This is a genomic window from Candidatus Chromulinivoraceae bacterium (assembly GCA_035478595.1).
In the GTDB taxonomy this organism is placed as follows: Bacteria; Patescibacteriota; Saccharimonadia; order Saccharimonadales; family Saccharimonadaceae; genus CAMLKC01.
Genome location: DATIJL010000012.1, coordinates 83,260 through 108,759, shown reverse-complemented (window position 1 = coordinate 108,759; position 25,500 = coordinate 83,260). Strand labels below are relative to the sequence as shown.

27 protein-coding genes are annotated in these 25,500 nt (G+C 45.6%); 10 read left to right on the top strand and 17 right to left on the bottom strand.

Annotated features, from left to right (window positions below; genetic code table 11):
- Nucleotides 1–143: 143 nt before the first annotated feature.
- From VLG36_04010 to topA, 3 genes are all read left to right on the top strand, one after another.
- Entirely contained in the window at nt 144–611 is a 468-nt protein-coding gene (locus VLG36_04010) for a hypothetical protein (GenBank protein ID HSW77938.1), read from the top strand.
- 178 nt (nt 612–789) lie between these two features.
- On the top strand, nt 790–1,026 hold the full coding sequence (locus tag VLG36_04005) for a hypothetical protein (GenBank protein HSW77937.1): 237 nt from the start codon (nt 790–792) through the stop codon (nt 1,024–1,026).
- A gap of 154 nt (nt 1,027–1,180) precedes the next feature.
- A complete protein-coding gene (topA, locus tag VLG36_04000; protein HSW77936.1) occupies nt 1,181–3,475 on the top strand; it encodes a type I DNA topoisomerase in 2,295 nt (764 codons plus the stop codon).
- 99 nt (nt 3,476–3,574) lie between these two features.
- Here topA and VLG36_03995 read toward each other — a convergent pair whose 3' ends face one another.
- Nucleotides 3,575–3,844 (bottom strand): hypothetical protein, encoded by a 270-nt coding sequence (locus tag VLG36_03995; GenBank protein HSW77935.1) that lies wholly within the window; start codon nt 3,842–3,844, stop codon nt 3,575–3,577.
- Between the two features lie 33 nt (nt 3,845–3,877).
- The gene (locus VLG36_03990) at nt 3,878–4,339 is read right to left on the bottom strand and encodes a hypothetical protein (protein ID HSW77934.1); all 462 of its coding nucleotides are present in this window, start codon (nt 4,337–4,339) and stop codon (nt 3,878–3,880) included.
- A gap of 343 nt (nt 4,340–4,682) precedes the next feature.
- Here VLG36_03990 and VLG36_03985 point away from each other — a divergent pair, with 343 nt between their 5' ends.
- The 3 genes from VLG36_03985 (at nt 4,683) to VLG36_03975 (ending at nt 8,817) form a co-directional block, all read left to right on the top strand.
- Nucleotides 4,683–5,735, top strand: coding sequence for a sigma factor-like helix-turn-helix DNA-binding protein (locus VLG36_03985; GenBank protein HSW77933.1), 1,053 nt, complete (start codon nt 4,683–4,685; stop codon nt 5,733–5,735).
- 44 nt (nt 5,736–5,779) lie between these two features.
- Entirely contained in the window at nt 5,780–8,524 is a 2,745-nt protein-coding gene (locus VLG36_03980) for a type IV secretion system DNA-binding domain-containing protein (protein HSW77932.1), read from the top strand.
- Nucleotides 8,525–8,598: 74 nt separating this feature from the next.
- Complete coding sequence (locus VLG36_03975) at nt 8,599–8,817, top strand: hypothetical protein (protein HSW77931.1); 219 nt, start codon at nt 8,599–8,601, stop codon at nt 8,815–8,817.
- Nucleotides 8,818–8,887: 70 nt separating this feature from the next.
- Here VLG36_03975 and VLG36_03970 read toward each other — a convergent pair whose 3' ends face one another.
- On the bottom strand, nt 8,888–9,532 hold the full coding sequence (locus VLG36_03970) for a DUF389 domain-containing protein (protein HSW77930.1): 645 nt from the start codon (nt 9,530–9,532) through the stop codon (nt 8,888–8,890).
- Between the two features lie 2 nt (nt 9,533–9,534).
- Complete coding sequence (locus tag VLG36_03965; GenBank protein HSW77929.1) at nt 9,535–10,596, bottom strand: alpha/beta hydrolase; 1,062 nt, start codon at nt 10,594–10,596, stop codon at nt 9,535–9,537.
- A gap of 121 nt (nt 10,597–10,717) precedes the next feature.
- Between VLG36_03965 and VLG36_03960 the strand changes: the two genes are divergently transcribed.
- From VLG36_03960 to VLG36_03950, 3 genes are read left to right on the top strand one after another with little or no spacing between them, the layout of a single operon-like run.
- Nucleotides 10,718–11,254 (top strand): ImmA/IrrE family metallo-endopeptidase, encoded by a 537-nt coding sequence (locus VLG36_03960; protein HSW77928.1) that lies wholly within the window; start codon nt 10,718–10,720, stop codon nt 11,252–11,254.
- A complete protein-coding gene (locus VLG36_03955) occupies nt 11,214–11,687 on the top strand; it encodes a hypothetical protein (protein ID HSW77927.1) in 474 nt (157 codons plus the stop codon). The genes VLG36_03960 and VLG36_03955 overlap by 41 nt, the downstream gene beginning before the upstream one ends.
- A gap of 44 nt (nt 11,688–11,731) precedes the next feature.
- Entirely contained in the window at nt 11,732–12,307 is a 576-nt protein-coding gene (locus VLG36_03950) for a hypothetical protein (GenBank protein ID HSW77926.1), read from the top strand.
- 398 nt (nt 12,308–12,705) lie between these two features.
- Here VLG36_03950 and VLG36_03945 read toward each other — a convergent pair whose 3' ends face one another.
- Nucleotides 12,706–13,419 (bottom strand): hypothetical protein, encoded by a 714-nt coding sequence (locus VLG36_03945; GenBank protein ID HSW77925.1) that lies wholly within the window; start codon nt 13,417–13,419, stop codon nt 12,706–12,708.
- Between the two features lie 158 nt (nt 13,420–13,577).
- Between VLG36_03945 and VLG36_03940 the strand changes: the two genes are divergently transcribed.
- Nucleotides 13,578–14,081: a DUF2726 domain-containing protein gene (locus VLG36_03940; protein ID HSW77924.1), complete on the top strand. Its 504-nt coding sequence runs from the start codon at nt 13,578–13,580 to the stop codon at nt 14,079–14,081.
- On the opposite strand, the gene VLG36_03935 is transcribed toward VLG36_03940, so the two are convergent.
- The 12 genes from VLG36_03935 to VLG36_03880 all read right to left on the bottom strand — a co-directional run bounded on the left by VLG36_03935 (nt 14,053) and on the right by VLG36_03880 (nt 25,360).
- On the bottom strand, nt 14,053–14,841 hold the full coding sequence (locus VLG36_03935) for a hypothetical protein (protein ID HSW77923.1): 789 nt from the start codon (nt 14,839–14,841) through the stop codon (nt 14,053–14,055). The two genes, VLG36_03940 and VLG36_03935, sit on opposite strands and share 29 nt — an antisense overlap.
- Before the next feature lie 43 nt (nt 14,842–14,884).
- Nucleotides 14,885–15,169, bottom strand: a complete 285-nt coding sequence (locus VLG36_03930; GenBank protein ID HSW77922.1) for a hypothetical protein — start codon at nt 15,167–15,169, stop codon at nt 14,885–14,887.
- A gap of 121 nt (nt 15,170–15,290) precedes the next feature.
- Entirely contained in the window at nt 15,291–16,136 is an 846-nt protein-coding gene (locus tag VLG36_03925; protein ID HSW77921.1) for an ATP-binding protein, read from the bottom strand.
- Between the two features lie 237 nt (nt 16,137–16,373).
- Nucleotides 16,374–17,333 (bottom strand): hypothetical protein, encoded by a 960-nt coding sequence (locus tag VLG36_03920; GenBank protein HSW77920.1) that lies wholly within the window; start codon nt 17,331–17,333, stop codon nt 16,374–16,376.
- 487 nt (nt 17,334–17,820) lie between these two features.
- Nucleotides 17,821–17,997 carry a hypothetical protein gene (locus tag VLG36_03915; protein HSW77919.1) on the bottom strand — a complete coding sequence of 59 codons (177 nt, stop codon included), beginning with the start codon at nt 17,995–17,997 and terminating at the stop codon, nt 17,821–17,823.
- A 48-nt stretch (nt 17,998–18,045) separates the two neighbouring features.
- Entirely contained in the window at nt 18,046–18,273 is a 228-nt protein-coding gene (locus VLG36_03910; GenBank protein ID HSW77918.1) for a hypothetical protein, read from the bottom strand.
- A 545-nt stretch (nt 18,274–18,818) separates the two neighbouring features.
- On the bottom strand, nt 18,819–19,760 hold the full coding sequence (locus VLG36_03905) for a hypothetical protein (protein HSW77917.1): 942 nt from the start codon (nt 19,758–19,760) through the stop codon (nt 18,819–18,821).
- Between the two features lie 31 nt (nt 19,761–19,791).
- The gene (locus VLG36_03900) at nt 19,792–20,946 is read right to left on the bottom strand and encodes a UDP-N-acetylglucosamine--N-acetylmuramyl-(pentapeptide) pyrophosphoryl-undecaprenol N-acetylglucosamine transferase (protein HSW77916.1); all 1,155 of its coding nucleotides are present in this window, start codon (nt 20,944–20,946) and stop codon (nt 19,792–19,794) included.
- Entirely contained in the window at nt 20,873–22,189 is a 1,317-nt protein-coding gene (locus tag VLG36_03895) for an FtsW/RodA/SpoVE family cell cycle protein (GenBank protein ID HSW77915.1), read from the bottom strand. Before VLG36_03895 ends, VLG36_03900 begins: the two co-directional genes overlap by 74 nt.
- 3 nt (nt 22,190–22,192) lie before the next feature.
- The gene (gene mraY, locus VLG36_03890) at nt 22,193–23,224 is read right to left on the bottom strand and encodes a phospho-N-acetylmuramoyl-pentapeptide-transferase (GenBank protein ID HSW77914.1); all 1,032 of its coding nucleotides are present in this window, start codon (nt 23,222–23,224) and stop codon (nt 22,193–22,195) included.
- A 2-nt stretch (nt 23,225–23,226) separates the two neighbouring features.
- Nucleotides 23,227–25,002, bottom strand: coding sequence for a penicillin-binding protein 2 (locus tag VLG36_03885; GenBank protein HSW77913.1), 1,776 nt, complete (start codon nt 25,000–25,002; stop codon nt 23,227–23,229).
- A 7-nt stretch (nt 25,003–25,009) separates the two neighbouring features.
- Nucleotides 25,010–25,360: a hypothetical protein gene (locus VLG36_03880; GenBank protein ID HSW77912.1), complete on the bottom strand. Its 351-nt coding sequence runs from the start codon at nt 25,358–25,360 to the stop codon at nt 25,010–25,012.
- Between the last annotated feature and the right edge of the window lie 140 nt (nt 25,361–25,500).

Here is a 25,500-nt window from a genome sequence, read left to right as displayed (position 1 = left end):
CACATGAGATTATTTTGAAAGTTAAGACGTACAAATTATTTTTGTCTAGTGCATAAGCGTTTCTCTGAATTTTGCCTGTTTTAGCGTTATAGCAAAAGTATTATACTGCTATAGTTCGTTTCTTCGAGTAAGAAGGGTATGTAATGGTCCGAGTTCTCAGCACGGGAGTGACGCCGTCACCGTACCACCCAATGCTTTGGGTCTGGTTCGACCAGGAGTGGACGACCGGTATCGTTGAAGTCGCAGCGGAGATGGTCGCTACAAACTCAGCTATCAAGAGGCTGCCGGTCAAGTTGCGGTCCTTGGTTCTGACGCTTGTGCGTAACGGAGTCATCGTTCGGGTTCAACTGGCGAAGCCAACCAGCGCAGACGGGCAGCAGAACTCGTTGCGCCTACAGGCTCGGTCAGTAGCGACACTGGCGGACGTTCCTCGACGGCTGCGAGAGATTGTCGAGACCCTCGAGGAACTCGCCGGATACGCAGCCAACAAGGACGAGATCGAGCGCGAATCCAGGAGTGAGAGAGCCCAACCGGGAATCTCCGCCTCGCAGCACGAGATCCACCAGCTTCGTATGCGCTGGCAGCTGGCGCTCAAGCATTACCTCGAATAGCAGGAGATGACGATGCCACGAAGTAGCCGCCGTAACGCGCGGCTACTTCGTGGAGTTACACAGGTATTATTTTTGATTACTTGACAAATTATAAATAGATATCAATAATATTTATATGTTCTGTAGAGCTTCGTTTTTAGAATGAGGCTCCAAACGTTCCGTGGATGAGGAGGAAACAGTGGCTAAGTCGCGCCTCAGTAAGAGCGGCCCGCACCGCCGCATGCCCAAGAAGCAGCGCTCGAGTTGGATACAGCGTCACATTCCATACTACGCACGCTGCCCAGACTGCTCAGCATACGCCGATACCTGGGGCAACTGGAAACTTGCCGTCCAGGCCCTATCCCACATGAGCAATATTGACATCACGCGCCTGCACTTCAACTCTGACGGCGGCGTACACATGCCAGTCTTGTGAGACTCCATACTCTAGTCCGCGAAGGCTGCCCGGCTCATACAACCGGGCGGCACTTCATGTCTAAGCCTTTACAAAACACGAAATGTTGCATACTATAGAGCACTAGTGCTTTACTAAATAAAGCGTTAGCGCCACCAAAAAGCCGAAATTATATATGAGCAAAAACCTTGTAATTGTTGAGTCACCAGCCAAAGCTAAAACGATCGAGAAGTATCTCGGTCGTGATTTTACGGTCAAAAGTAGTGTTGGTCACATCCGTGGTCTGCCGTCTAAAAGCGGCAGTATTGATGTTGCACACGATTTTGCCCCCCGTTTTGAGGTAGACCCAGGTAAAAAGAAGGTGATCGCTGAACTTAAAAAAGAAGTGAAAGCTGCCGACACCGTCTGGCTTGCAAGCGATGAAGACCGCGAAGGGGAAGCCATTGCATGGCATCTTGCGGAGGTATTAAAGCTTGATCCAAAGACAACTCACCGTATTGTATTCCACGAAATTACAAAAAACGCATTAGACGAGGCTGTTAAACACCCACGTACTATTGATATGCCCCTTGTCGAAGCTCAACAAGCTCGTCAATCTCTTGACTATCTTGTAGGTTTCGAACTCTCGCCAGTCCTGTGGCGCAAAGTCCGCCCACAGCTTTCTGCTGGTCGCGTACAATCCGTCGCAGTACGCTTAATCGTTGAACGTGAAGCCGAGATTGAAGCTCATCTGCCAGAATCTACCTTTAAGTTAACTGCTGAATTCCTACTCGAAGATGGCACAGCGCTCCCTGCAACCAGCAGCAAGAAGCATAACAGCATCGATGATGTCCGTAAAATTCTTGAGGCATTTGCTCAAAGTGATTTTACCGTTGCCGAGATTGCTAAAAAACCAGGCACCCGAAACCCGGGTGCACCGTTTACAACGAGCACCCTTCAGCAAGAGGCTTCAAGCAAGCTCGGATTTAGCCCACGTAATACTATGAGCCTGGCACAGCGCCTGTATGAAGCTGGTCTTATCACATACATGCGTACCGACTCCGTTAATCTTTCTACGCAGGCCCTTGGCGCCATGACATCATTCATCAAAGAATCATACGGTGAACAGTATCACCAGTTCCGTACGTTCAAAAGCAAGTCCGCCAACGCACAGGAAGCTCACGAAGCTATCCGTCCGACAGACGTCCGCCGTATGGACGCTGGTGCCGATGCTCAGCAAAAAAAGCTATACAACCTTATTTGGCGCCGCACACTCTCTACGCAAATGGCCGCCGCTAGTCTCGAGAAGACGACAATTACCGTAGCAGCCAGCAAAACAGATGAGCTCATGGAGGCAAAAGGCGAGATCGTTATCTTTGACGGCTTCTTAAAAGTTTATGGTCGCAGTGGCGACGACGTGCTACTACCAGAAGTTAAAAAAGGCGACAAACTCACTCTTGAAACCGCCGAAGCACTTGAAGGTCTTTCGCGTGGGCCAGCACGTTACACCGAGGCAAGCTTGGTGAAAAAGCTCGAAGAGATGGGAATCGGTCGTCCGAGTACCTACGCAAGCACTATTAATACTATTCAGACACGTGGCTATGTTGAGCGAGGCGATCTTGAGGGTGAAGAAAAAACAATTCAGAAGCTGACGCTCGTAAACGGTGATATCTCGCAAAAAGCCGAGAAGATCCAATACGGCAAGGATACAGGCAAACTCTTTCCAACGGATACGGGCAAGGTAGTAACTGACTTTTTGGTCAAACATTTTGAGCGTGTCATGGATTACGACTTTACCAAGGCAGTCGAAGCTCAACTCGACACTATTGCAGTAGGTCAAAAAGATCGCGTAGAGGTTTTGCGCGCCTTTTATACGCCATTCCATAAAATGGTAGAAGAGAGTGCTGGTGTTTCACGTGCTGAAGCGACTCAAACTCGTCACATCGGCGACGACCCAAAAACAGGTCTGCCTATTTTTGCCCGTTTTGGCCGGTTCGGTCCAATGCTACAAAAGGGTGAGCAGTCCGATGATCCCAAGCCATCGTTCGCACCACTTCCTACCGGAAGCCGCATAGAGACGGTCACACTCGAGCAAGCACTCGAAATGTTCAAACTGCCGCGACTTGTTGGTGAAACAGAGGATGGTAAAGAAATTAAAGCCAATATTGGCCGATTTGGTCCGTATATTGTCGTCGACAAGACCTTCGTAAGCATCAAGCCACATGATCCTCACACTATTACGCTCGATGAAGCCCGTCAGCTGTACACGGATAAGGTAAAGACAGACGCCGAAAAGAACATCGCCGACTTTGGCGACGGCATTAAGGTATTAAATGGCCGATTTGGTCCGTATATTACCGACGGCAAAAAGAATGCCAAAATTCCTAAAGACACTGAGCCTAAAAATATTACACACGAACAAGCAAAAGAGCTTCTTGATAAGGCACCGACTAAAAAGGCCCGTCGTGTTGTCCGTCGAAAATCGTCTTAACATCCTACACATTTGCAAAATGTGTATAAATATGCTATTATAATATTAGTCTTTTGCGCTGCTTAGGCGCGCATTAAAGCACACCACAATCCGGACAGATCAACGGAAGGACTCGTCATGATTGCCTTCGGTAAGCTTGCCGTGGGGACCGCGATCGTCGCGAGTCTTCTGGCGAGTTGCAGTTCGCACCCCAGTCGGCCCGCGACGATCGCTTCGCCTACGGCGAATGTCTCGTCTGTGGCGTCCGATTCGTGCACCACGCCTCAGCCCACGGTCAGCCCCGTGGCGATCGCGCCGCGCACCGATGGCATCTACACGGGCACCGAGACCGGCAACCACCCTGTTGCGGTTCGCTACTACGCGAACCATGAGGTCTATTACGGCGTTGGCCGTACTGACGCCTCAACACATGAGTTGCAAGGATGGCTCACCAAGCAGTACTCCAGCGCCAACGGCAACATCACTGGCCCCTGGACATACGACGACACGGGCGCGTTCAACAAGCCCAACACCAAGGGTGAGCTGAACAAGTTCTCCGTGTGGAAGTACACTGGTGCCACCCTCAACCTGCACATCGTCAGCACCTTCGGGTGTCAGCGGCCAGGAACGGTCCATGAGGAGACAATCTTCATGGTCTTCGTGGCCGATTCCAAGGTTTAGGAGCTTCATATGAGCTGGGCAACCACTCCCGTCAGGCGCCGTCGACTGCCATGGTACAAGCTCGTCTTGATCTGGCTGATCGTCGGTTTCCTCATGGTCATCGACTGGCTTCTGACGCCCTACTACCTGTGGCGCATGCTCGAAGACATCAAGCGCGCCTACGAGGTACCCGCCGCCCCATCCCGTCGATCCACTGTCCGTCACCAGCGCCCCGGCGCCAAGTGAGCATTGCTTTTTTCGGCGATCGCTCCCTGGCAACAGGGCGCTTTCGTCGTTTCAGAACATATTGATGATATAAATGTGAAATATTTTACAAATATCATATATAGTACAATATTAGATGCAGGCGCTTACTACATAAGCAATAACATATCGCAAATATTTAAAAAGTAGCAAAACACTCTTTACTATAGACGTCTACTTCATGCTATAATTACCTAAAGAGGGAAGGCTACTTGACATTACACAAATATTGTTCTATAATCGAGTTCAGATAGATATAATTACTAACTTTCTCGAGATAAGATAGAAAGGAAATCCGTTCGTCATGGACAACGCGACATCAGAGACCGCTGCAACACTTAAAAATGCAGTCAATGACATCCTAGAGGTAATTGAGCAGGAGCGTGAACGAGAAATCATCACGCGTCGTTTTGGTCTCTTTGATCGCCGTGAGACTCTTGAACAGATTGGCGAACTTCTCGGCATTACCCGCGAACGTGTTCGTCAGCTTGAAAAAGCTATCCTCGTACGTCTCAAAATCGCCGCTGAAGACGATAAAATCCCAGCAATTCATGATGTTGAGCGACTTCTTGTCCGTGACCTCTCTGAAAATGGACGCGTTGCTCGTGTTTCCGATGTTACAGCTCGTCTTATGAGCGGTGACGGTGATGCTCGTAACCGTGCACACATCGCTTTTATCGCTGAACTCTCTCCAAGCCTCGTTGTCGTTAGTGAAAACGATCACTACCACCACGCCGTAGGTATTAAAGAATACGGTGATGAGAAGAAAGCTAAAACTAGTGTCGATGAGATTGTTGGTACCATCAAAAAGCATGGTGAGCCACTTTCTATCGAAGCTCTACACGAGAAGCTAAGCTACGAAAACCCAACTCAGGTTCGCGCCCTCGCAAGCCTAAGTAAACACCTTGCTCACCTTAAGGACAACTGGGGTCTCGCTAAATGGCCAACCGTCAACCCAAAGAATATCCGCGACAAAATTTACGTTATTTTAGCTGAAAACAGTTCGCCAATGCATTTCTCTGAAATCGCAAAAGCCATCAAGGACAGCGACTTTAAGCGTAAAGACGTCACTAAGCAGGCAATCCACAACGAGCTTATTAAAGACAAGCGTTTCGTGTTAATTGGCCGCGGTATCTACGCACTCGACAACTGGGGTTTCTCTAAAGGCACCGTTGCCGACATTATCACCGGTGTTCTTAAAGAGGCAAAAGAGCCACTTCATCGCGATGAGATCGTAAAGCGTGTTCTTAAAAGCCGTCAGGTTAAAGAAACGACGATCCTTCTTAACCTTCAAAGCAAACCGCAATTCAAGCGAGTTGCAAAAGCCACATATTCACTTGACGAAGCGACCAACTAGGCTGCTTGCAAAGTGGTGACGGTGATGGGACAATAGAGGTTAGAATGACCATTCTTTTATGGACGATTAATTTGTTATTACAATGGTACGTTTGGCTGCCAATCGTACTTGTTTTAGCGTACCTTACATTTCGTAACTATCGTCGGATTGACACCTTAAAGGCATCCGAAAGTGTTCTTTTGATTTTAGAGATTCCAAAGGCTAATGATAAGTCCGAGCTTGCCGCAGAGCAGCTGTTTGCCAGTCTTCACGGTATTTTACGTGATCGCAATGAACTCCGACAAACTGGTGGGATTCAAGAACATCTTAGTTTTGAGATCGCCTCAGTGAACGGACAAATTCGCTTTTATGCTTGGGTACCTAAGACACTGCAAAGTTTTGTGGAAGGCCAGATATATTCTCAATATCCAACCGTCCAAATACATACTGCCGAAGAAGATTACGTTGCGCATGAGCGTCGCCATAGTGTTGTATACACCTCTGAAATTACTCTTGCCGACAGCGAGTTTTTGCCTATTAAGACCTTCCAGAGCTTCGAGGTTGACCCATTGGCCGGTATTACCGGTACGCTTGCTAAGCTTGAATCTACTGGCGAAGAGCTGTGGGTACAGGTGCTCGTACGACCAATTCCAGACGACTGGCATAAATCCGCCGAACGCTGGATAACTTCTGTTAAAAACGGTAATCCGTTCGGCTTCTTGACCGGTGAGACTAGCTTCAACTTCAAGTGGGTTGGCGGTCTTATCGCAGCGCTCTCAAAGCCGCCAGAGCAGGGGATTAGCAGTGGCACAACACCAAAAGAATTGTCTGACCGTAACAAAACCCGCATTGCGGAGGCTGAAAAAAAGGCGACCAAGCTCGGCTACCAAGTAAAAATCCGCATGGCATACCTGGGGGAGAGCACAACCAATGCTAAACTTCGCATGCAGGCAATTGTAGGTACCTTTAAGCAGTTTAACTCGACCAACCTCAATGGCTTCCGTATGACCGAGGGTAGCTTTAAAAAAGAAGACCTCGCCAAATACAAAGCTCGTTTGTTTATCGACCGCGGTTATATCCTCAACATTGAGGAGCTCGCCAGCGTATTCCACTTACCGCACACTAACGTGGAAACACCAAACATCGTCTGGGCGAGCAGTAAAACAGCTGAGCCACCAGCAAAACTACCAGTTATTACAGGTAACGATGCAATCGACGAAAATATCAGTGCCTTTGGCTTAACAAACTTCCGTGGCATCAACCACCAGTTTGGAATGCTTCGCACTGATCGCTCGCGTCACGTGTACATTATTGGTCAAACTGGTGCAGGTAAGTCTGGTACACTCGAGCTTTTTGCTTTGAGTGATATTTTCCATGGTCAAGGCTATGCCATTATCGACCCACACGGTGACTTCGCTGTTGACAACATGCGCTTTATTCCTGGGTCACGCGTCAATGATGTCGTGTATTTTAACCCGGCAGATACCGCATACCCACTTGGTTTTAATCCGCTCGAGGTAACCGATCCAGCCCATAAAACAAATATTAGCTCTGAGGTTATTGGCGTACTTAAGCGTATGTTTGGTGAGTCATGGGGTCCACGTCTTGAATATATTTTGCGTTACACCATTCTAGCGCTGCTCGATCGACCCGAGACCACCATGCTCGACATAACACGCATGTTGACCGACAAAAAGTTTCGTAAGGAGACGCTCGGCTATTGTACCGACACCGTCGTGCTACAGTTCTGGAACATCGAGTTTGCTAGCTGGACCGAGAAGTTTCAGGCTGAGGCGATTGCACCAGTGCTCAACAAGGTAGGCGCCTTTACAGCCAACCCCGTTATCCGTAACATCATTGGCCAACCAAAAAGTACCTTCAATATTCGCGAGATTATGGACGAAGGAAAAATTCTCATCGTTAATCTTTCTAAAGGTTTAATCGGCGAGGACAACGCATCTATTTTGGGCGCATTCATGGTTACCAAAATTCAGCTTGCTGCCATGAGTCGTTCGGACATCCCTAATGTCGAAGATCGCCGTCCATTCTATCTTTACGTCGACGAGTTCCAAAACTTTGCCACAGACTCATTCGCAACTATCCTTTCAGAGGCGCGTAAGTACGGCCTCAACCTAACCGTTGCCAACCAGTATATTTCACAGATGAGTGATACGGTACGTAACGCCGTATTCGGTAACGTCGGTACGATGATTTGTTTCCGCGTCTCAGCAGATGACTCACCAATTCTCGCCAAACAGTTCGAGCCTCAGTTTGAACCAAACGACCTTTTGCAAATGCACAACCGACACTTCATTATCAATATGGTTATTAATGGTGAAAAATCTCCAGCATTTAGCGCTACAACACTTACATTGCCACCGGCACAGATAGATAATACTGGGCGCATTATTGAAAATACTCGTCGTATCTACAGCCGTACCCGTGCAGAGATCGAACAAGAAATCACCAATGCTATTAATCCGCCCGTCGTTCAGCAACAGCCTAAACCAAAGGCCGCTGCACCGCAGCCAGCTCCGCAAGCCGCTCAGCCCGTCGCAGCACCCGTCGTATCTGCAGTAGCCACAGCAATGGCCGAACGACCGCTTGCACCGCTAGAAAGTGCCGTAGAGCCTGTAGTACAGCCACAATCTACAGCCTTGGGTGAAGAAGGTGAGCCTAAAAAGAAGCGCAAACGTCGTCGCAAACGTAAATCAGGCTCCATAGCAGAAGGTGAAATCGTTCTCCCTCAAGTAGCGCCACCCGCCGAACAGCAGCATGCAAGTAACGAAACTGAAATCCGCCTTCGCTAATTCAACTTGATAAATAGGATTTGATTATGTTATAAAAGGGAAGCATCGTCTCTCCCTCATCGAAAGGAATGCTAATGTCTATCCGACCCGTCACCAAGACATGTATGCAGTCTGACTGTAATACTACCGTAGCCAGAGGACAACTCGGCGACGACGACATGGTACGCGAGATCCGCCTACACGGATCTGTAACCAGTGTCGAGTTGCTTTCCCAGGGCATGGACATCGGAAGCTGGTTGAATGCCAAAGTCACACACGTCTCCAAGGACGGGAAGGTGACACACGCGATCTGAGACATGCATTCAGACCCACCCCGGCATTCGCCGGGGTGGGTCTGAGCTTAAAAATGAGTCCTCCAAAGGGCTATTTTTTTATTGAACGATACGTTCGCCCAAGACCCAGCAAACCAAAAACAATCGTACCTGCCACAACAATACCAATTATATTAAGAACATAAAGCGTGAGTGAACCCGCAAATGGAGTCCCACCTGGCGCAAGCCCAACAGCTGTTGCCACCAGGGGAGGCATAAGAGATACGGCAATTGCCACTCCTAGCGCCGCTGAGGCAACTTTTTGTCGTACCACGCCGCTTGCGCCGATCGCCCCGGCAACGACCGCAACCATCACCGCAATAACCTGGTTACCATTAAAAGAAATGAGAATATCCGGCACCTGGTCATTTTTAAGAATCATTGCAACCGAAATACCAATCACGAAAGCAATAAGCGATGAAAAGATGAGAACAATAATATTGCGTCCAGCATACCGCCAATCCCGCGCCACCAATCCTAAACTGATAGCTAAAATAGGAGTAGCCAGCGGCGCAATGATCATGCTCGCAATCACAACAGGTATACTATCGGTCAAGATGCCGCCAATAGCCACGAGTATCGCCCCAACAAGCAGCTTATAGTAGTCACCGTCTGGTCTTGAATTTTCTACGAACTCAATGATTCGCCGTCTTTTCACCGCTTGACTCAGCTTTTTTCGTTCATAGAGTAGACTCATTGCTACTCCGTTCGCTGACGAGCAAAGTTAACCATCTCATCCAAGGCATTCTGACCATCAGCTGTATCGAGATCGAATTGGTATTCATGATTTAACTGCGGTTGGTGGTTAGCAGGATAGAAGAGAGTTGACGTGTATACATCAAGTGATTGGAGTTTTTGTGCAAGTTCCGTTGACTGACCCAGTAGTGGATCGGCATTACCAGCTGTGATAAATGCTGGCGTAAATTGAGACGTAACGTAGTTCACCACAGAGGCTGTTTTTAGTTTAGGATCATGCAGAAAGTCCTGCGTGCCAGAGTAAGCCCATAGTACTGTATGAAGAAACTTACCAAATGGCCCATTGTAATCTGGCAGACTCAGATCATATGCCCCGCAGCTGAGAAGGAGACCCTTCAGCTTACTGGCGGGCAGTTTTGGCTGAATGCCAATATCGTTCGCATAGCTTTGGCTGGTAATAATATTCGCCATCTGAGCAACAATCTGCGATCCAGCAGAGTCTCCTGCCATCACAATACGTTTGTCATCAACATGAAGTTGCTTAGCGTTTGTCTGCAGATAAGCGAGTGCGTCATTCAGCTGTTGGATTGGCACTGGATACTGTTTTTCAGGTGCAATAGAGTAGTTAACGCTTATAGCCGTAAAACCCCGGCCTGCCAATATCTTCATATAATTATCAACGTCATCGTTGCCACCAGAAACCCAGCCACCGCCATGCACCCAAACAATAGTCGGAAGTTGTTTATCTGTTCCAGTAGGGTAGAAGGCATCAAGACGGGCATCTTTATCATTAGAACGGTACTGGGTATTCTCTACTTCCGTAATGTTCGCAGGAACGTATTTTCCGAGCGCCTGTTCCACTTTAGCGGAGTTTTTATCAAAGGCAGAGCGTATAAGAAGCGAGTTAGGCCACGGGCTTACCTGAAATGCAATCCAAACCAATAAGACGAGTACAGCAATAACCCCGAAGATCCACCCAAGCCATTTCCAGACACGCATATATCGCCTAAAAAAAGATTGTTTATTATTTACCTTATTACTATCTATAGGTTTTGTGATGGCCATGTTTGTTTTCCTGTTTTAGCTATACTTAATGTAGCACACCATCCGAACAACACTCAAGCGCACATTTTTGTAAAAAACGAGCAAATGTTATACTGAAAGTAGATACGAGAAAGGAGGAGATGTGAATACAGAATGGGACAGTGCCCGACAAGCCGCACGCAATCTTATTAGCCGCTACCATATTAGCGACCCTCCTATTAACGTCTTCGAAATTGCCAAAAATGAAGGCATTGAAATCGTTTTCTTTCGACCCACTCCAAAGACCGAGGGCGTTTCAGGAGTTCTAGAAAAAAACAAAAAACGCATCTACCTCAACGCACTCGAGTCACCAAAACGCCAAGCGTACACACTAGCACACGAGTTGGGCCACTACTTTCTCAAACACCGCACTAATGAATACGGCGTCTATCGCCGCGACACCACGTACGAAGTAAAGCTGCCCAAGGAGAAGGAGGCAGATATGTTTGCCGCCGAACTCCTTATGCCGCGCCGCATGTTACTGCATATTAAAAAAACGTATGGTCTAACAGATAACGATGCAAATATTCTAGCCAATATGTTTGCCGTATCCGAATCCGCAATGCGTTACCGCCTGAAAAGTCTGAAGAGTAAATACGATGCCAACGAAGAAGAAAACGACCAACTCTCAGACGACTAAGACCAGTACTGAGCCAACTCAGATAGCCGCCCCTAAAAAGGAACGGCGTGTTACGGCCGCCCTCGAAAGGGAACGGGTCTTACAAGACATCGATGACAATATCCTCAGACCAGAGGAAGCTACTCGTGTTATCGACTCCTTTACGAACGAACAAAAAGAGGCCATAACTTTTAGTCTTGAGATAGGCGCTCGCATTGAAAAAGCTCGCTCACGAGGATTGTGGGGGAGAGTACTCCTCTATCTTATTGTCATTGGTTTTGTAGCCAGCTATCTTATGGTTTTCCTTATTGGTATTGGCTTTCTACACTTCGAAGGTAATAGCTTCGCTGTTCCTTCCGTTGTTGCCGCCGGCATAATCCAAACCTACGGCCTCGCCAAAATCGCCACACAGTACTTTTTTAGTGACGACTCAAACAGCAAGAAATCGAAATAAAAATGCAAGGTTTTCAAAGAGCAAGGATAGACTATTATATACGAATGGGCGATCAATACTGGTCAGCCGCGCATCTTCTATGGTCTCTCGGTACTTTATATCCAGCGATGTCTAATTTAAATCTCTCGATAGAACTCTTTCTACGAGCCGTATGGCTAAAGGAGCAACAATTCGACACTGAAGAAGGAATGAATAGGGGATTGAACGGTTTTGGCAGAAGTTTAGAAGACAACAAACCCCACGACTACTCAGCAATGCTATCAAAACTACCCGACGATGTACGAGATAGACTTGTTGACTCCGGCATTGAGGGCTTCGTTATAATTGACGACAAGGTTGTGCGATATGGCGAGAGTCCAATAATGGGATATAGCAACAAACACCTTTATAAAGTCGATAAATTTATCAAATTCCTTCGCAATGAACTTAATTACCCCTCACCCAAAAGTAACTATGATCTGATCGCTAAGAATGTTCATGTATATTACACTCCACAAAACCAACCACGAGCGCTACGAGGGGTAAAGCTCATACTTGGTGCTTCTCATCTTGATTCACAGAAGAAAGAACGACGCAAGCTAAGGAAAATTCTTGAAAGAATAAGGAAGAGATCACAATAACAGCCAAAAAGCCCACCATAACAGATTAATTAGAAGTTCCATTTTTGTTCGATTAAGAATTACAAAATCTTGGATTCGAACCAATCACACTTATCAACAAAAGCCAGCTTGTAGGTCATTTTTAAACAGGTCTAATGGGACTTAAAGACCGTCGGACTAGACAAAAGCAGCATAGCTAAATGGGGGAAGTGTTTATGAAGATATAAGCAAGCGGAGCAGAATAAAATGCAGCGTGTGTTAGGTCATAAAGCATAAATAGATTTTGAGTCGCACAATATATCTTGTACACTTTTTTGACTGTTTGTCAAAGATAGTTATGCTTTAACTGAGGTAGAAGCTCAAACAATGTTGCATGTAAGATTTACTACAGTGCGTCAACAAACCCATACATAACATCGCTATAATTGCTTCTTGCGAATATGAAGTAGCATCCTATAGAACTCAGGCTTAGCTGAAAGTTTAAGCATGCGACTACCAGCTGTACTTATAAGAATATTCGTATCAATGTTATTCAAGGCATCTCTAGCCATGTTAATAGGCCTGCGCGGCAAATAGTAAGCGTTAGAACCAACATTATTTATATACAGATCAGAGAAATACTTTACCTTACTAGAAATGCTATGAGGCAACTGAGGCGAGAAATCAACGATCTCTGTTACATCATCGGGCAACATGTGACCTTCCAACATCTTAAAATAATGCCTCTGTATATTAACCCATATTTCTTTCGCGTTAGAGTCGAAGTAGCTATCGTTGATTTCAACAGCTTTATCATATTTCTCAACATCTGCGAAAAAGCTGTCAAGAGCACTCCAATCCTCAAGCTTAAGCTCAGGAAGTAACGCATATTTATACTTACCCCAGCTAGGGAGTTTGAGAAGATACCGCGACTCCACTAAGCTACCCTCGCGGTCAAAGTCCTCCTTGATTGTTCTCACCTTAGTCGCCACTGTCTTAAGCTCTGAATAGACCACTGTTGCAGCCTCTTGGATCTGATCCGCTTTTCCTCTTACGTACAAAATATACGCAATCAGTCCAACACCTAACGTAACGATCGCAAAAAATAAATTGGAGTTTAGAAAACCGTCTTTATTCACATACAACCAGTCCATATACGATGATTATACTATAGAGTGACGGCATGTCAAAGTAATATCATAATAACAAAAGTATGAAGATGAGCACTAACAATTCACGGAATCGCCGACGTTCTTTGTCCTATCAATCACATATACCGTAAACTGATCTGGCTTATGATACAATGCAACCAATGTATATATTTTTATTCTTTTTGCTCACCCTCGTAGTAGTTACAGTTCTCTTGAACAGACAGACAACCAGAATAATACCAGCGAAAACCTATCATTTCACTAAAAAAGACAAGGTGATGACCGTGGCCGAATCACGATTCTATGCCAGCCTCTCTCACGTGATAGGTGATCGTTTTTTCATATTGCCCCAAGCTCATTTAAGTACTTTCGTAGACCACAAAATAAAAGGACAAAACTGGAAAGCCGCGTTTAGTATAATAAATGGGAAATCCGTTGATTTTTTGCTAGTTGAAAAGGAAACCTTAAGACCAGCGGCCGCAATCGAACTCGACGACTGGTCTCATAACAGAGAAGATCGAGTCCAGCGCGACGAAAAAGTGGCCTCTATTCTCAAGGAGGCTGGGGTTTTATTCGTCCGGTTCGACAACCCTGATGTAGATGAAGGGGTTATTGTAAGCACCTTCCAAGAGATAGTTAACCAATCTTCGGAAATTCGTAAATAGTATAAAATTCAGTTTTATACGTGTGAGTAAATAGATCAACCGCAGGAAGGGGTAAATTATGCCCCTTTGTTGGTCGAGCGAAGCCACGCGAACACCAATAACGTTTCTTGCCGGCAAAAAGGGGCATGTCTTTAGTAATATACTTTGTAACATACGAGCCTATGCGACCAATATCATCGGACGTCTGACGGATCATTTTTACGGTGCTATGACCAGCTTTATAACTAGCAATATTCCATACGGTTTGACCCTTATCTTGGATACCACCGTCAGTCAGCATTCCATTATAGCCGTAAAATAAGGCATGAAAATGGATGCTTTTACCGTCTTTATGATATTCAGGGACTATTACATAATCGAATCGACCATGTTGTTTTTGCTGCGACTTTAACCAGTTAGACATGACATTTTTGAGTTCAGAGGGGTTTTGTCGATCATGCACAGTATACCCAAACTTATCAACATTTTTAGTATCCCCGTTAAATGTAAATGTGGCGAACATATCGAATTTATTACAGAGCACAATATCCTGTATCTCTGATTTTGCACGACGCAAGCTGCGATCTATTTTTTGAAAGTCGGAGGTCTTATTTGTTGCACGTTTCTTCTTTTTACCTGGAATAATCATCGTTTTGTCTGGAATAAGATAGGGCTTGTGATATACGACGTGCTTAGTTTTATGTGGGTACTCCTTTGAAATACTATAGATAATTTCAAACTGCGACGTGCCAGAAGTATAGCTATACTCATCGTCCGGCATTTGTAGCTACCCCTTAAGTGTCCCTATATCAAGTAGGGACACTTTAAAAATTATTATATTGTGCAACTGTTTTTATAGTACGGATAACAAGGGAAACACTCTCTTCATGACCATCTGCATAGATTTTCTTTAAAAATAAGATGTCTCGTATAGGAAGATAAGAGAGACGCCTCTCGTATGTGCTAAAGAGAATAGGGGTCTTGTTAGCCGAGTCGATATCTAAAGCAATCTTTTTTAGATGGTTCTGTGCTTCTTTTTTGGTAGGGAAATAAGCCCCGATTATGGGGTGGTCGCGTTCAAAGATTTGATAGTATTCTTGATTTTGCATAATGCTCCTGTAATAGGTTAGTGGTGGTAAGCAGGACACGCGGCCGGAGGCCTCGCGTGTCAGCCGGGGCAATATTTTTCACTTCTCAAATTATCCATATTTTTCAGGCCTCTCATATTCTTTACCTTTTAAACGACGACTTTTTACCATTGACGTTTACATTTAATTCACTCATATTTTGCATTTCGTATTGATCTCTCCCCGACACAACTTTTTGAAAGGTGTCATAACTTTCACGAATTTTGCGGGACTGGAAAAACCAACCTCGTCGTTGCACTTTTCCCATGTACGAACCGTCGTAATCTTTATCTAGCGTCATTGCGTCATATGCTTTTTGAACAGTTAGTGTCGAAAAGTAGGTTTTGCAAACAACCATGTTGTCGCACTGCTCACGGAGAGGCTTTGCGATACGGTCGAAAAGCTGCGACGTGGCAACGATAAGCTTGCGCTGTTTGCGTTGCTGGCTGATCTCCGTAAAAACGTACATCGGTATGTTTTTAGAATCCAACGCATTGAGATATGTGTGGATTTCGTCGATAAGATACACGACGCCAAACGTACCATTATCAACAGAGGTGAGCGCAATAGAAAGCTGCTCGAAATCTTGGAAATAGATATAGTGCTTCGTAGAATCAAAGTCTGGATGCGCGATGGCCTGGCAAATCTGCTCTGGCGTTTTGACAGTAATGCGCCTGTACCCTGTAAGGATAAGATTCGACACTAGCAGAAGGCGGGGATAACTATCCTTAAGCAGATTAACATGGCGAACGGCAGAAATGGTTTTGCCACTACCTTGGCGACCGACATACACCTGTGTGCCGGAGGGCTTAAAATAATGCGGGTCTTTGCTGCGTAAATAATCGTCTTTGATAACGTTAAAGTGCATCTGCATTTCTTTTTTGAGTGTTGCTAAGTAACCGGCCATAGCTATTTCACATTCACCACGGGGATTTTCTTCAAAATCCACATTGTTAGGTGGTATATCTGCTCAAAGGTCAGAAATGCTAGGAACAAAACCATCAGAACATCGAAGAAAACAGGGGTATAGAAGTATCTCAAAAGCCCAACGGTAGAACCGACAGTAGTCACGAACCAGTTGCCGGCGCTCATGATGGTGTCGGGCATCGGAGGCAAACTAGGGAGTATGCCAAATACCGATGTAATTAGTGTTTGTACCGCTGTTAAAAGCCAATCTATTAACATATTAACCTCTCAAAATCCTCATATACTTATGGTAAATAGCTACTATGAAAAAATACGCTGTCGTGCCGATAAGGGCCGTTTGCAAAAGCTGCCATAATGACGGCCAATATTTCTCAATGACGCCAAAATCAATACCGAACACAGGTATGATGCCAGAGGGGGCAGAAAACGTTTTTACGCAGTAGCCATAACTATAAAACGATTGACAGGCATCACCGTTGTTTTCAATCGTCAGGGAAGTGAAGAGGTCTTTGAGAAACGTTATAATCCACGCCACAAAACCAAATTTAGATTGAAAGAAAGAGCCTAAAGCATTAAACGTGTCCGAAAGGTGATTTTGTGCAGGGATAAAAACGTTTAAAACAGTTTCGCCTATATTTGTTGCAATGTTACTAAAAGTCGTACCTATGTTAGTGAAAAAATCACCGATAAAACTGCCGACAATGCCAAAGAAAGTCATTACGTTACCGTAGTAACAAACAAAGTCTAATAAACCACAGGTGTTATAACGTGGGTCTACGGTTCCCCCGCTCGGTGGGGTAGTTGTCAGATCTTTATATGCTTGGGGCAATGCGTCGTATTGCGACTGATGTGCTGTTTGCCATGCAGCAGTCAGGTGGAGAGCGTAGACCGTAGACGTTGAAAATGAAGATGAAGCAGGTGGGTCGCAGCCTGGATAGCTTAAGGTCGAATTATCCCAACGGCAAACAACCTGTGCTGTAATACTCGTGGTTGCCGAACCATCCGACAAAGCAAAGCCAGTATCAGAACCAACCATTGTAATAGATGAATTACCATCGTAGTCGAATACGATGTAGTTCATATTGCGCCAGTCTGAGAAATTGCTGCCAGAAGGAAAAGCGGCATCGACTTTTGTCTGCCACTTCGCTGGGTCATACGGCAATGATGCGGTGGGACTATAGGCGTGTGCGGTACTTTGTGGCAATAAAGTAGCAGACACGGTAATAGCAACTGCTAAAAAAAACAGAAACGACCGACGAATATAATTAATCACGACGACGACCAGTCATCTTCTGAATAAGATACCAACCGATCATAAAAGTCATAAGGATTGCGACCTTATCGGCAAAAGTGAGAGCATCCACTTTTAGTGTCTCCGGTGACGATCGGTAATGTTAAACGTGGCATCGAAAAAGATGTCTAATACAACTTTGATACCCGCCATAACAGCGAAAATAGGGAGACAGTAAACCATATCTTGGCCTACCTCTGATAGAATTTGTGCAATTACGTCGGTATTAGACATCTAATTTATCCTTGTGGGCGAGGTATAAACTAAAAATGTTTGTTGCCAATATGAGCGTTAATATAAATATTTGCATCGTCTTACCTTTCCTTTAAGGGTTACAGTCGCCCACCTTATCGGCCTGATACGCGATGGGCGAGTGTAACCCCCCGACTTTTGAATGGGGTCGGGGAGTGGGCTATTAGACCTTGCCTTTAGAAGCTTTATTCACGAACTTACGCACAAGTGCGATTCCGATACCGAAAGCTATCAAAGGAAGAATAATAGGGAGGTTGTCGGTCACCATGCCTGAAACAGCTGTTACGATAGTCGTGCCAGCGTCGGCAGGAAGGATTGCTGTACCTAATGTGTTAAGCATTTTCTCTATATTTCCTATTTAATTTATCTACCCCTAGATCGACCACTGTTAATCATCCAGCTCTAAGGGGTTATCTGTTGACGTTCCATTTTTGTTCGTATCAAGAAGATCCTGTAAACCGAACCAGTCGCGCTTATCGACGAAATTGTCGATCTGTAAACCATTCTTAAAATGGATAGTCATAACAACATAAGGTTTGCCAGTTTTTGGAGAGTCACGTTCAAGCAGGGAAACGCGTGCGACTTTTGAAATAATGTTATCGGAATTGAGAGCCATAATTTGTATCCTTCGTTTAATTTATGTTCGTAGGATAGCAATAGATTATGGGTCGCACAATATATCTTTTACGACATTAACTATATGGATATAAGATGACTATTGATACGTCTAGATTTACAACAAATAGACCACATAACCTTGCGAGCGGGGCCTCGTATCATACAAGCATCCCCAAGCATACATTCTGCAACTAGTAACACGTTACCGACACTTGATATGACCGAGGCGTACTTAAAGAGGTCTTCTGGAAATAGCGATGATTGACATACACCAGCTAGTTTTCCACAAGCTTATATATTTTGCGTAGACATTGATTTTTTACATTTTCATATTTTCGTATAGTTTTTTGACTTTTTTATCGTTTGGATTTTTAATATTTCATATTACCCCACTCCCTCCCTTTCCCTCTCTTTTCTATAAAAATTTGCTTTTTTATATTTTGATATAATAGTATACTTTTTTCGCTTCACGTATACATATAGAACAAAATTAGAACACTCTTATGGAAGGAGAGAAAAGCGGTCGTAAACTTGTCTTTTCAACTAACGATAGAACGCTTCACCGCTCACCCGTACATCTAAGTACTGCGGCGTTTGCCCGTGCGTCTGCAACCAGTGCACTGCACGGGCCATATCCTCGACTTGCTCCCCTACCCCTCTATCAATCGAAAGCTTAATGGGATAACTTATGCCCTGAAGTTGCAACTCAACCTCTCTTGTAGTGCCCTCGGGAATAATAACTTGCACCACAGTAAAACCTTGGTTCTTCGTAAGACCAACAGCACGGCCTACAAATCCAAGAAAGCGGTTACTCGCAATAGCTTGCCCAGCCTGAACCTGAATGCCGCTCTTATCTACCACTTGTACAGCAGGGGCAGCAAAGTAATTATGCGCAAACGAAGTTCCCGTATTATCTACATACTCCTGTTTGCCGTTGATACTCCAACCAACGATTGGATGCCTGAGAGTCACGGTGAATACCGACTTACCAAGACCAGCAGAGCCATCAATCGCGATAGAGGCAATCTCTGGGGATTTAGCCTGAAGATATTCACCTAGATGTTCGACATTCGTCACAAAACGAAAACGTTCAAGAGGCTGAGAGGATAGATAGTCATCAATTGTTTTTGCATAGCTTGGATCAAGGTTCGAGGACATGTCTGATGCCTGAATAATAGCCGTTGCTGTAAACTGTGACACTAAAAAGTAAAGCAAGCCAGAACCTATAAGTACCAGAAGAAGTGTCGCTCCAATGTGGCGGCGCTGACGAGCCAGTTCATGCGCCTGCACACGTGGTGATTTAATCTGTGCGCTCGATTCACCGGGACTACTAATCTGCGAAGATGAGCTACCGGTTAGCGTACGGTTACGCTTAAACGAATAGCGTTCGTCAAACTCACGCGATTCTTTATTTTCCTCATCCAAAAAATTAGCCTGCCGGCGGCGTGGCGCATCATCCTTCTTTTTCTTAGAAAACAAAGCCATAATTACTACTGTTATTGTAACAAACTTACGCTTATTTTACTGCGGAGAGAATAATTTCTGCCATCTTTTTTGCAGCATCTGGTTTAGAAAACTTAATGAACTTACGACTCATATCTTCCATGTGGGCCGGATTAGCTAATAGTGATGTAAGTGCATCTACAAGCAACTGAGGATTCTCATTAAGTTCATGGTCGTCAATGACTTCTACTGCGCCGTTTTCAGCATAGACACTGGCATTTTTAAGTTGGTGGCCACCAGTCAAAAAACCATTCGGTACGAGAATAGTAGGCTTTGCAAGCGCGGCAAGCTCTAGAATAGTCGTCGCACCAGCACGAGTCACCACAACATCAGCAGCGCCCAAAAGCTCTGCCATGCCGCTGCTGACAAAGGCGTGAAGCTGGTAGCGAGGATCGCCATCAGGGGTCAATGCACGCATCTCATCGTACTGCGCCGTTCCCGATATAAGCACGAGTGATGTCATTTCAAGCAACGCGTCCATTCGTTTAGCGATTGCGTCATTAATACGCTTCGCACCCAGACCCCCACCGGTCACAACAACAAGTGGGTGTTTAGGATTAAACCCATACTGCACCTTAAGCGCCTGCCGTTCACTGGCACTAAACGGTCTAAAATCGGTATTGATTGGGATGCCAACATAGTGCGAAATATTCTCTGGATAAGGGTAAAACTTAAGAGGTGCACCAGTGGCGATTTGCGTAGCCCATTTAGCAAGCACGCGGTTTGTAAGGCCCGGATGAGCATCGGAATCGTGAATGACAAGCGGAATGTTGAGCACTTTTGCGGCCATGCCGACTGGCAAGCATACAAAACCACCCTTAGTAAATACAACGTCTGGCTTCCATAGTAAAAGTTTTACAAGACTCTGCACAAAACCACAGCCTACTAAAATAGCATCCCGGATGTTGGGCAGCACTATAGAAACAGGGCGCAAAAGCTGACGCCAAAGTGGTAAGTTATGATACCGACGCAGTTTACCCGAAAGAATAGTCTCTACAGGGATAGAGCTATCAAAATGCTCCATAATGCTGCGCGCTTGAGGGGCGAATTTTCTATCGCACCAAAAACGAATTTCTGCCGATTTATTGTCTTTTTTAAGCTCGCGTAGAACCGCGACCACTGGGGTTACGTGACCGCCCGACCCCCCGCCGACTGCCAAGATTTTCATAGTCATTCTCCTTATTTACAGATCCGTGAATAGTATACCTAGATAGTTGGAATGCGAGTCCAAGTGCTCCGGCAATGAATATCATGCTAGTGCCACCAAAGCTCAACAGTGGCAGCGTAATACCGGTCAGCGGTATAACACCTATCATGGCGCCCACATTCAATATAACATGCGACGCGAGCCAACCGAACACGCCTGCGACAGCGAGTTTCATCCATATGTTTGTTAGATGATCAGTGATTTTTAGTAGTCTCATAAGTAGCGCACCAAAGATAATCAAAATAACCGTTAGACCTACAAACCCAAACGTTTCGCCCATAATTGCAAATACTGAATCGTTAATCGCCTCCGGCAAATATCCGGTAGCCTGGACGCTGTTACCAATACCCACGCCCAAAAAACCACCACTACCTATCGCCATTTTGGCATGTGTAATCTGATAATCAGCTCCATTGGTATCGGTCGAAGAAGAGCTACTGCCACTACCACCAAAAAACGTCTTCACGCGGTCAATACGATGTGGCGCTACTATAATAAGCAAAATACCCAACACAGCCGCAACACCTAGGAGTGCGAGTCCGACGCGTTTATTTACCCCAGCCACCATCATCATCGCCGCCACAATCGCAATTAACGAAACACCCGTGCCCATGTCCTTTTGAAGTACAATCACAAAAAATATAGCAACTCCAACCAAAACACCTAGAGGGATCAAAGTTTTATGAAGATCATTCACACTACCCTGTTGTACCCGAGTACCTAAAAACCCTGCACCAAACACCAAGATACCAAACTTAAGCAGCTCAGCTGGCTGGAGGCTTCCAAGTGGGCCAAGCTCAAACCATCGGCATGCACCCAGCGTACACTGTGCAATGCTGCTGATATGCAAGATATTACCGGTCAAGAACAGCAATACGCAGGCGCCAAGCCCCGCTAAAAGAATTTTTTGTGCATGTTGACGCATCCACTGAAACGGCGTAAATGCTACAAGAAAGAATGCGCCAAGAGCAAGGAGCAAACTAATCGTCTGTTTGGCAAAAAAATATGTACTAGTGTAATAGTCTGTGCCGTAGGCATTATTCAACACGTTCGCACGCTGTGGTCCAATAGCATACATAATAATCAGACCAAGCAGCATTAGCAGCCCCATATAAAGAACTATCTGATAATCGGGGCGATGACGTCGAACGACTGACTGCGCCGCATCGCCCACCTGTACGCGCAGTTGTCGAACTTTCTCCATAGACTAAACATGACCTCCTGTGAGAGCTAGAAGAACACCTGCAAAACCAGCAACACAGGCGATCACCCAAAAACGCATAGTTACCTTTGTCTCAGGCCAACCTTTCGCCTCAAGGTGGTGATGGATTGGTGCAGAGATAAATATTTTGCGATGAAAAACGCGCTTGCTAACGATCTGGATGAGACTCGAACCCGCCTCTATGACAAACAAAATACCAATGATTGGCAAAAGGAAAAGCGTATTGGTTAGCATCGCCACTACACCAAGGCTCGTTCCAAATGCAAAACTTCCAACATCGCCCATAAAGAACCGCGCCGGATAAATATTAAACCACAGGTAACTGAGTAGCGCACCTAGAACTGTGAAGCAAAAACCAGAGAGCAAAAGATGGCCTTGTAGTAGCGCAATCATTCCGAATGATCCGTAGCTAATAGCGAGCAAGCCGCCAGCCAGGCCATCAAGACCATCACTGATATTAACGGCATTGCCTGTTGCAACAACTGCAAAAACGAATAGTGGTACGATCCACCAGCCCAAAATAATATCACCAAGATACGGTAGATGAATGCTGTTATAGCCAAGTTTTGCATAGAAGAACCAACCGAGAACAAGTGCTACTACGGTAATCATAGCAAATTTCAAACTTGAACGAAGCCCTGCAACACCGTTACCCTGCCCACGGATATTGATCACATCATCAAGTAGTCCTACCGCGCCACCGCCAAAAAGTGCCGCCAGGGGCAACCACGTCTGCGCTCGGTCAAGGTTAAAGAAGAACGTTACAAGTCCTATTGAAACAACACCAATAATACCCGCCATGGTTGGAATGTTACGCTTAAATTTATCAGCGTGGAGTTTTGTGAAGACTTCTAGCTTCTCTCCTGTCGTACTGGTACTGCGCTGTTTTTTCCAAAACTTATAGCGGTATGCTATAAACGTGTATACCGGTGTTAAAAGCATTGCCAGTAGAAAAGCGCTGACGCTCAAAAGAAATGTATTAGTTAGGTTATGTGTCAGCTGAATGTGTTGGTCCATTTTTATCCCTTCGGTTGCAACTTCATGTACCCTAGTAGCCAGTTCGAAATATCCGTAAAAACTGGCATGGCGTCGGTATTGCCGGCAAGATTCATGTTTTTACCTGATACTTGCACCATTATGACATATTTCGGCCCCTTACTCGAGTTAGAATCGCCGCCATAGCCAAGATATGTACCAATCGTCTGGTTATCCACATAGCGACCGTTTTCAATTGTCTGTGATGTACCCGTCTTGCCACCAACATAATAGCCTGGCCTATCTTTGCCCGCATAAAACGCCGAACGAGCATCGTGTACCATTGTACGCATCGTATCCGAGGTACTTGGCTTAATAACATTATCGGTGGACGTCTTAGGTTGTGACGGTGTAAACGTATCGCCCTCATCATTCATTGTGCCAGCAACAATATACGGCGTGTGGTACGTACCCCCGTTCATAACCGTGCTAAATGCCGCGCCTACCTGTAACATGGTCACGTCTAAGCCCTGTCCGAATGCCATATTCGAATAGCGCACAGCGTTACCTTGTGGATCACTCGGCGGAATAACCGTACCAGCCTGTTCATTTGCCAATTGAATACCTGTGAGCTTGCCTAGGCGCAGCTTGTTGTGAAAATAGTCATACATCGCGTTGCGAGCATCAAGAGTAATATTCGTACCATCTCCAAGGCGCTGAGCCACCGTGACAAACCCAGTGTTAAGCGAATAATTAAGCGCGTGTTGCAATGTAATATTGCCCGTCTGTCCTTTAGTGGCGTTCGTAATGGTGATATCGTCAACTTTAATGAAGTCAGTGTTATTGTAAGTGGAATCCGGAGTGACAACACCTTTATCTACACCGGTCGTCATAGTAATTGTCTTAATGTCAGAACCTGGCTCGTACGGGTCGCTGATAGTCGCATTATTAAAGGCCGCAGCATTAGTAACGTTACCAAAGTCACCCGGATTGTAGGTAGGAAAGTTAGCCATTGCAAGAACTTTTCCAGTTTGCGGATCCATAACCAGTACGCTACCCTTTGGCTCATCATTCGTATGAAGACGTGACTTGATATCCTGGATACCCTTATTGAGCGCCTGTTCGGTATACGCCTGTACGTTACGATCAATCGTCAGCACAACATTTCGACCGTTCTGAGCTGGAATATTGATGTTTTTATTACCAATTGTGAGTGGTACATTACTCACATCCGTTACCGATTGCAATAAGCCATCTTTGCCAGTTAGTTGATCATTCATTGCATCTTCAATGCCATATTGACCCTGGCCGTCAGCATTCACAAAACCAAGTACCTGTGCCGCTAACTGACCTTCCGGATAAACACGTTGGCTTTCCTGTTGAAACCCAAGGCCCTTCAGGTTGGCATCTTTCATCATCTGTGCCTGCTGACGTGTTACCTTAGTCGCTAGAACCTGATATCTTGAGTCTTTATTTGCTAGCAGTGTATCAAGATTGGGCCGAGCATTGCCACCAGCGACCCTGTGGATGAGATCAACCATGTCCTGCTGCTTATCAACCACATGTGGATCTGCGAACACCGTATACACAGCCTCATTCAGTACAAGTGGCACCGGCGTACTGTCATCCATCGCATAAATCTGACCACGCATTGCGGGAATGGCTAGCTGCTTCAGTTGCTCGGCGTTTGCTTGTGCCACATAATAGTCATGCTTAATAATTTGCAAATAAAATAGCCGAACGACAAAAATAGCCATAATGACAAGTGTCAGAATGGCAAGAGTCTGCGCGCGGCTGCCTTTTTTGAAATCTAGTAGCATTTTCTCTCTATTCGCCGACGTAGTCAGTCTGAGAAGGTTGCGTCATATTACGCGCAACGCTCGAGTTCTGGACGTTCTCTAGCGCGGTCAGACGAGCATTCTCTACCTGAAGATCGGTCTTTTGGTTATTAAGATCAGCGATTTTGCTATCGATCTTTTGCGCTTCATAGTCATAACTTGTTGCACGAGTTGCCTGAGTCAAGTATATCAAACCGAGCACGGTAATCATAAGGGCGACAAGCACCGTATGTGTCACTGGGCCAAGTTTGACAGGCGAAGCAAAACGCGTGTTGTTCTGGTTGCGACCCCAGCTTCCGGAGCGGCGCGTGCTGAATTGTGTGCTTCGTGAGTATGACATTTTGTATTTTTCTTGTTTATTTTTTGTTTTGGTGGTGCGTCCACTTTTTTAGTGGACGCACCGATCTTGTTATTTAAAACGTACAGTAACTTGTGTTTCTACTGATTCGTTTTGTACAGGAATGTGGATTGGCATGGTGT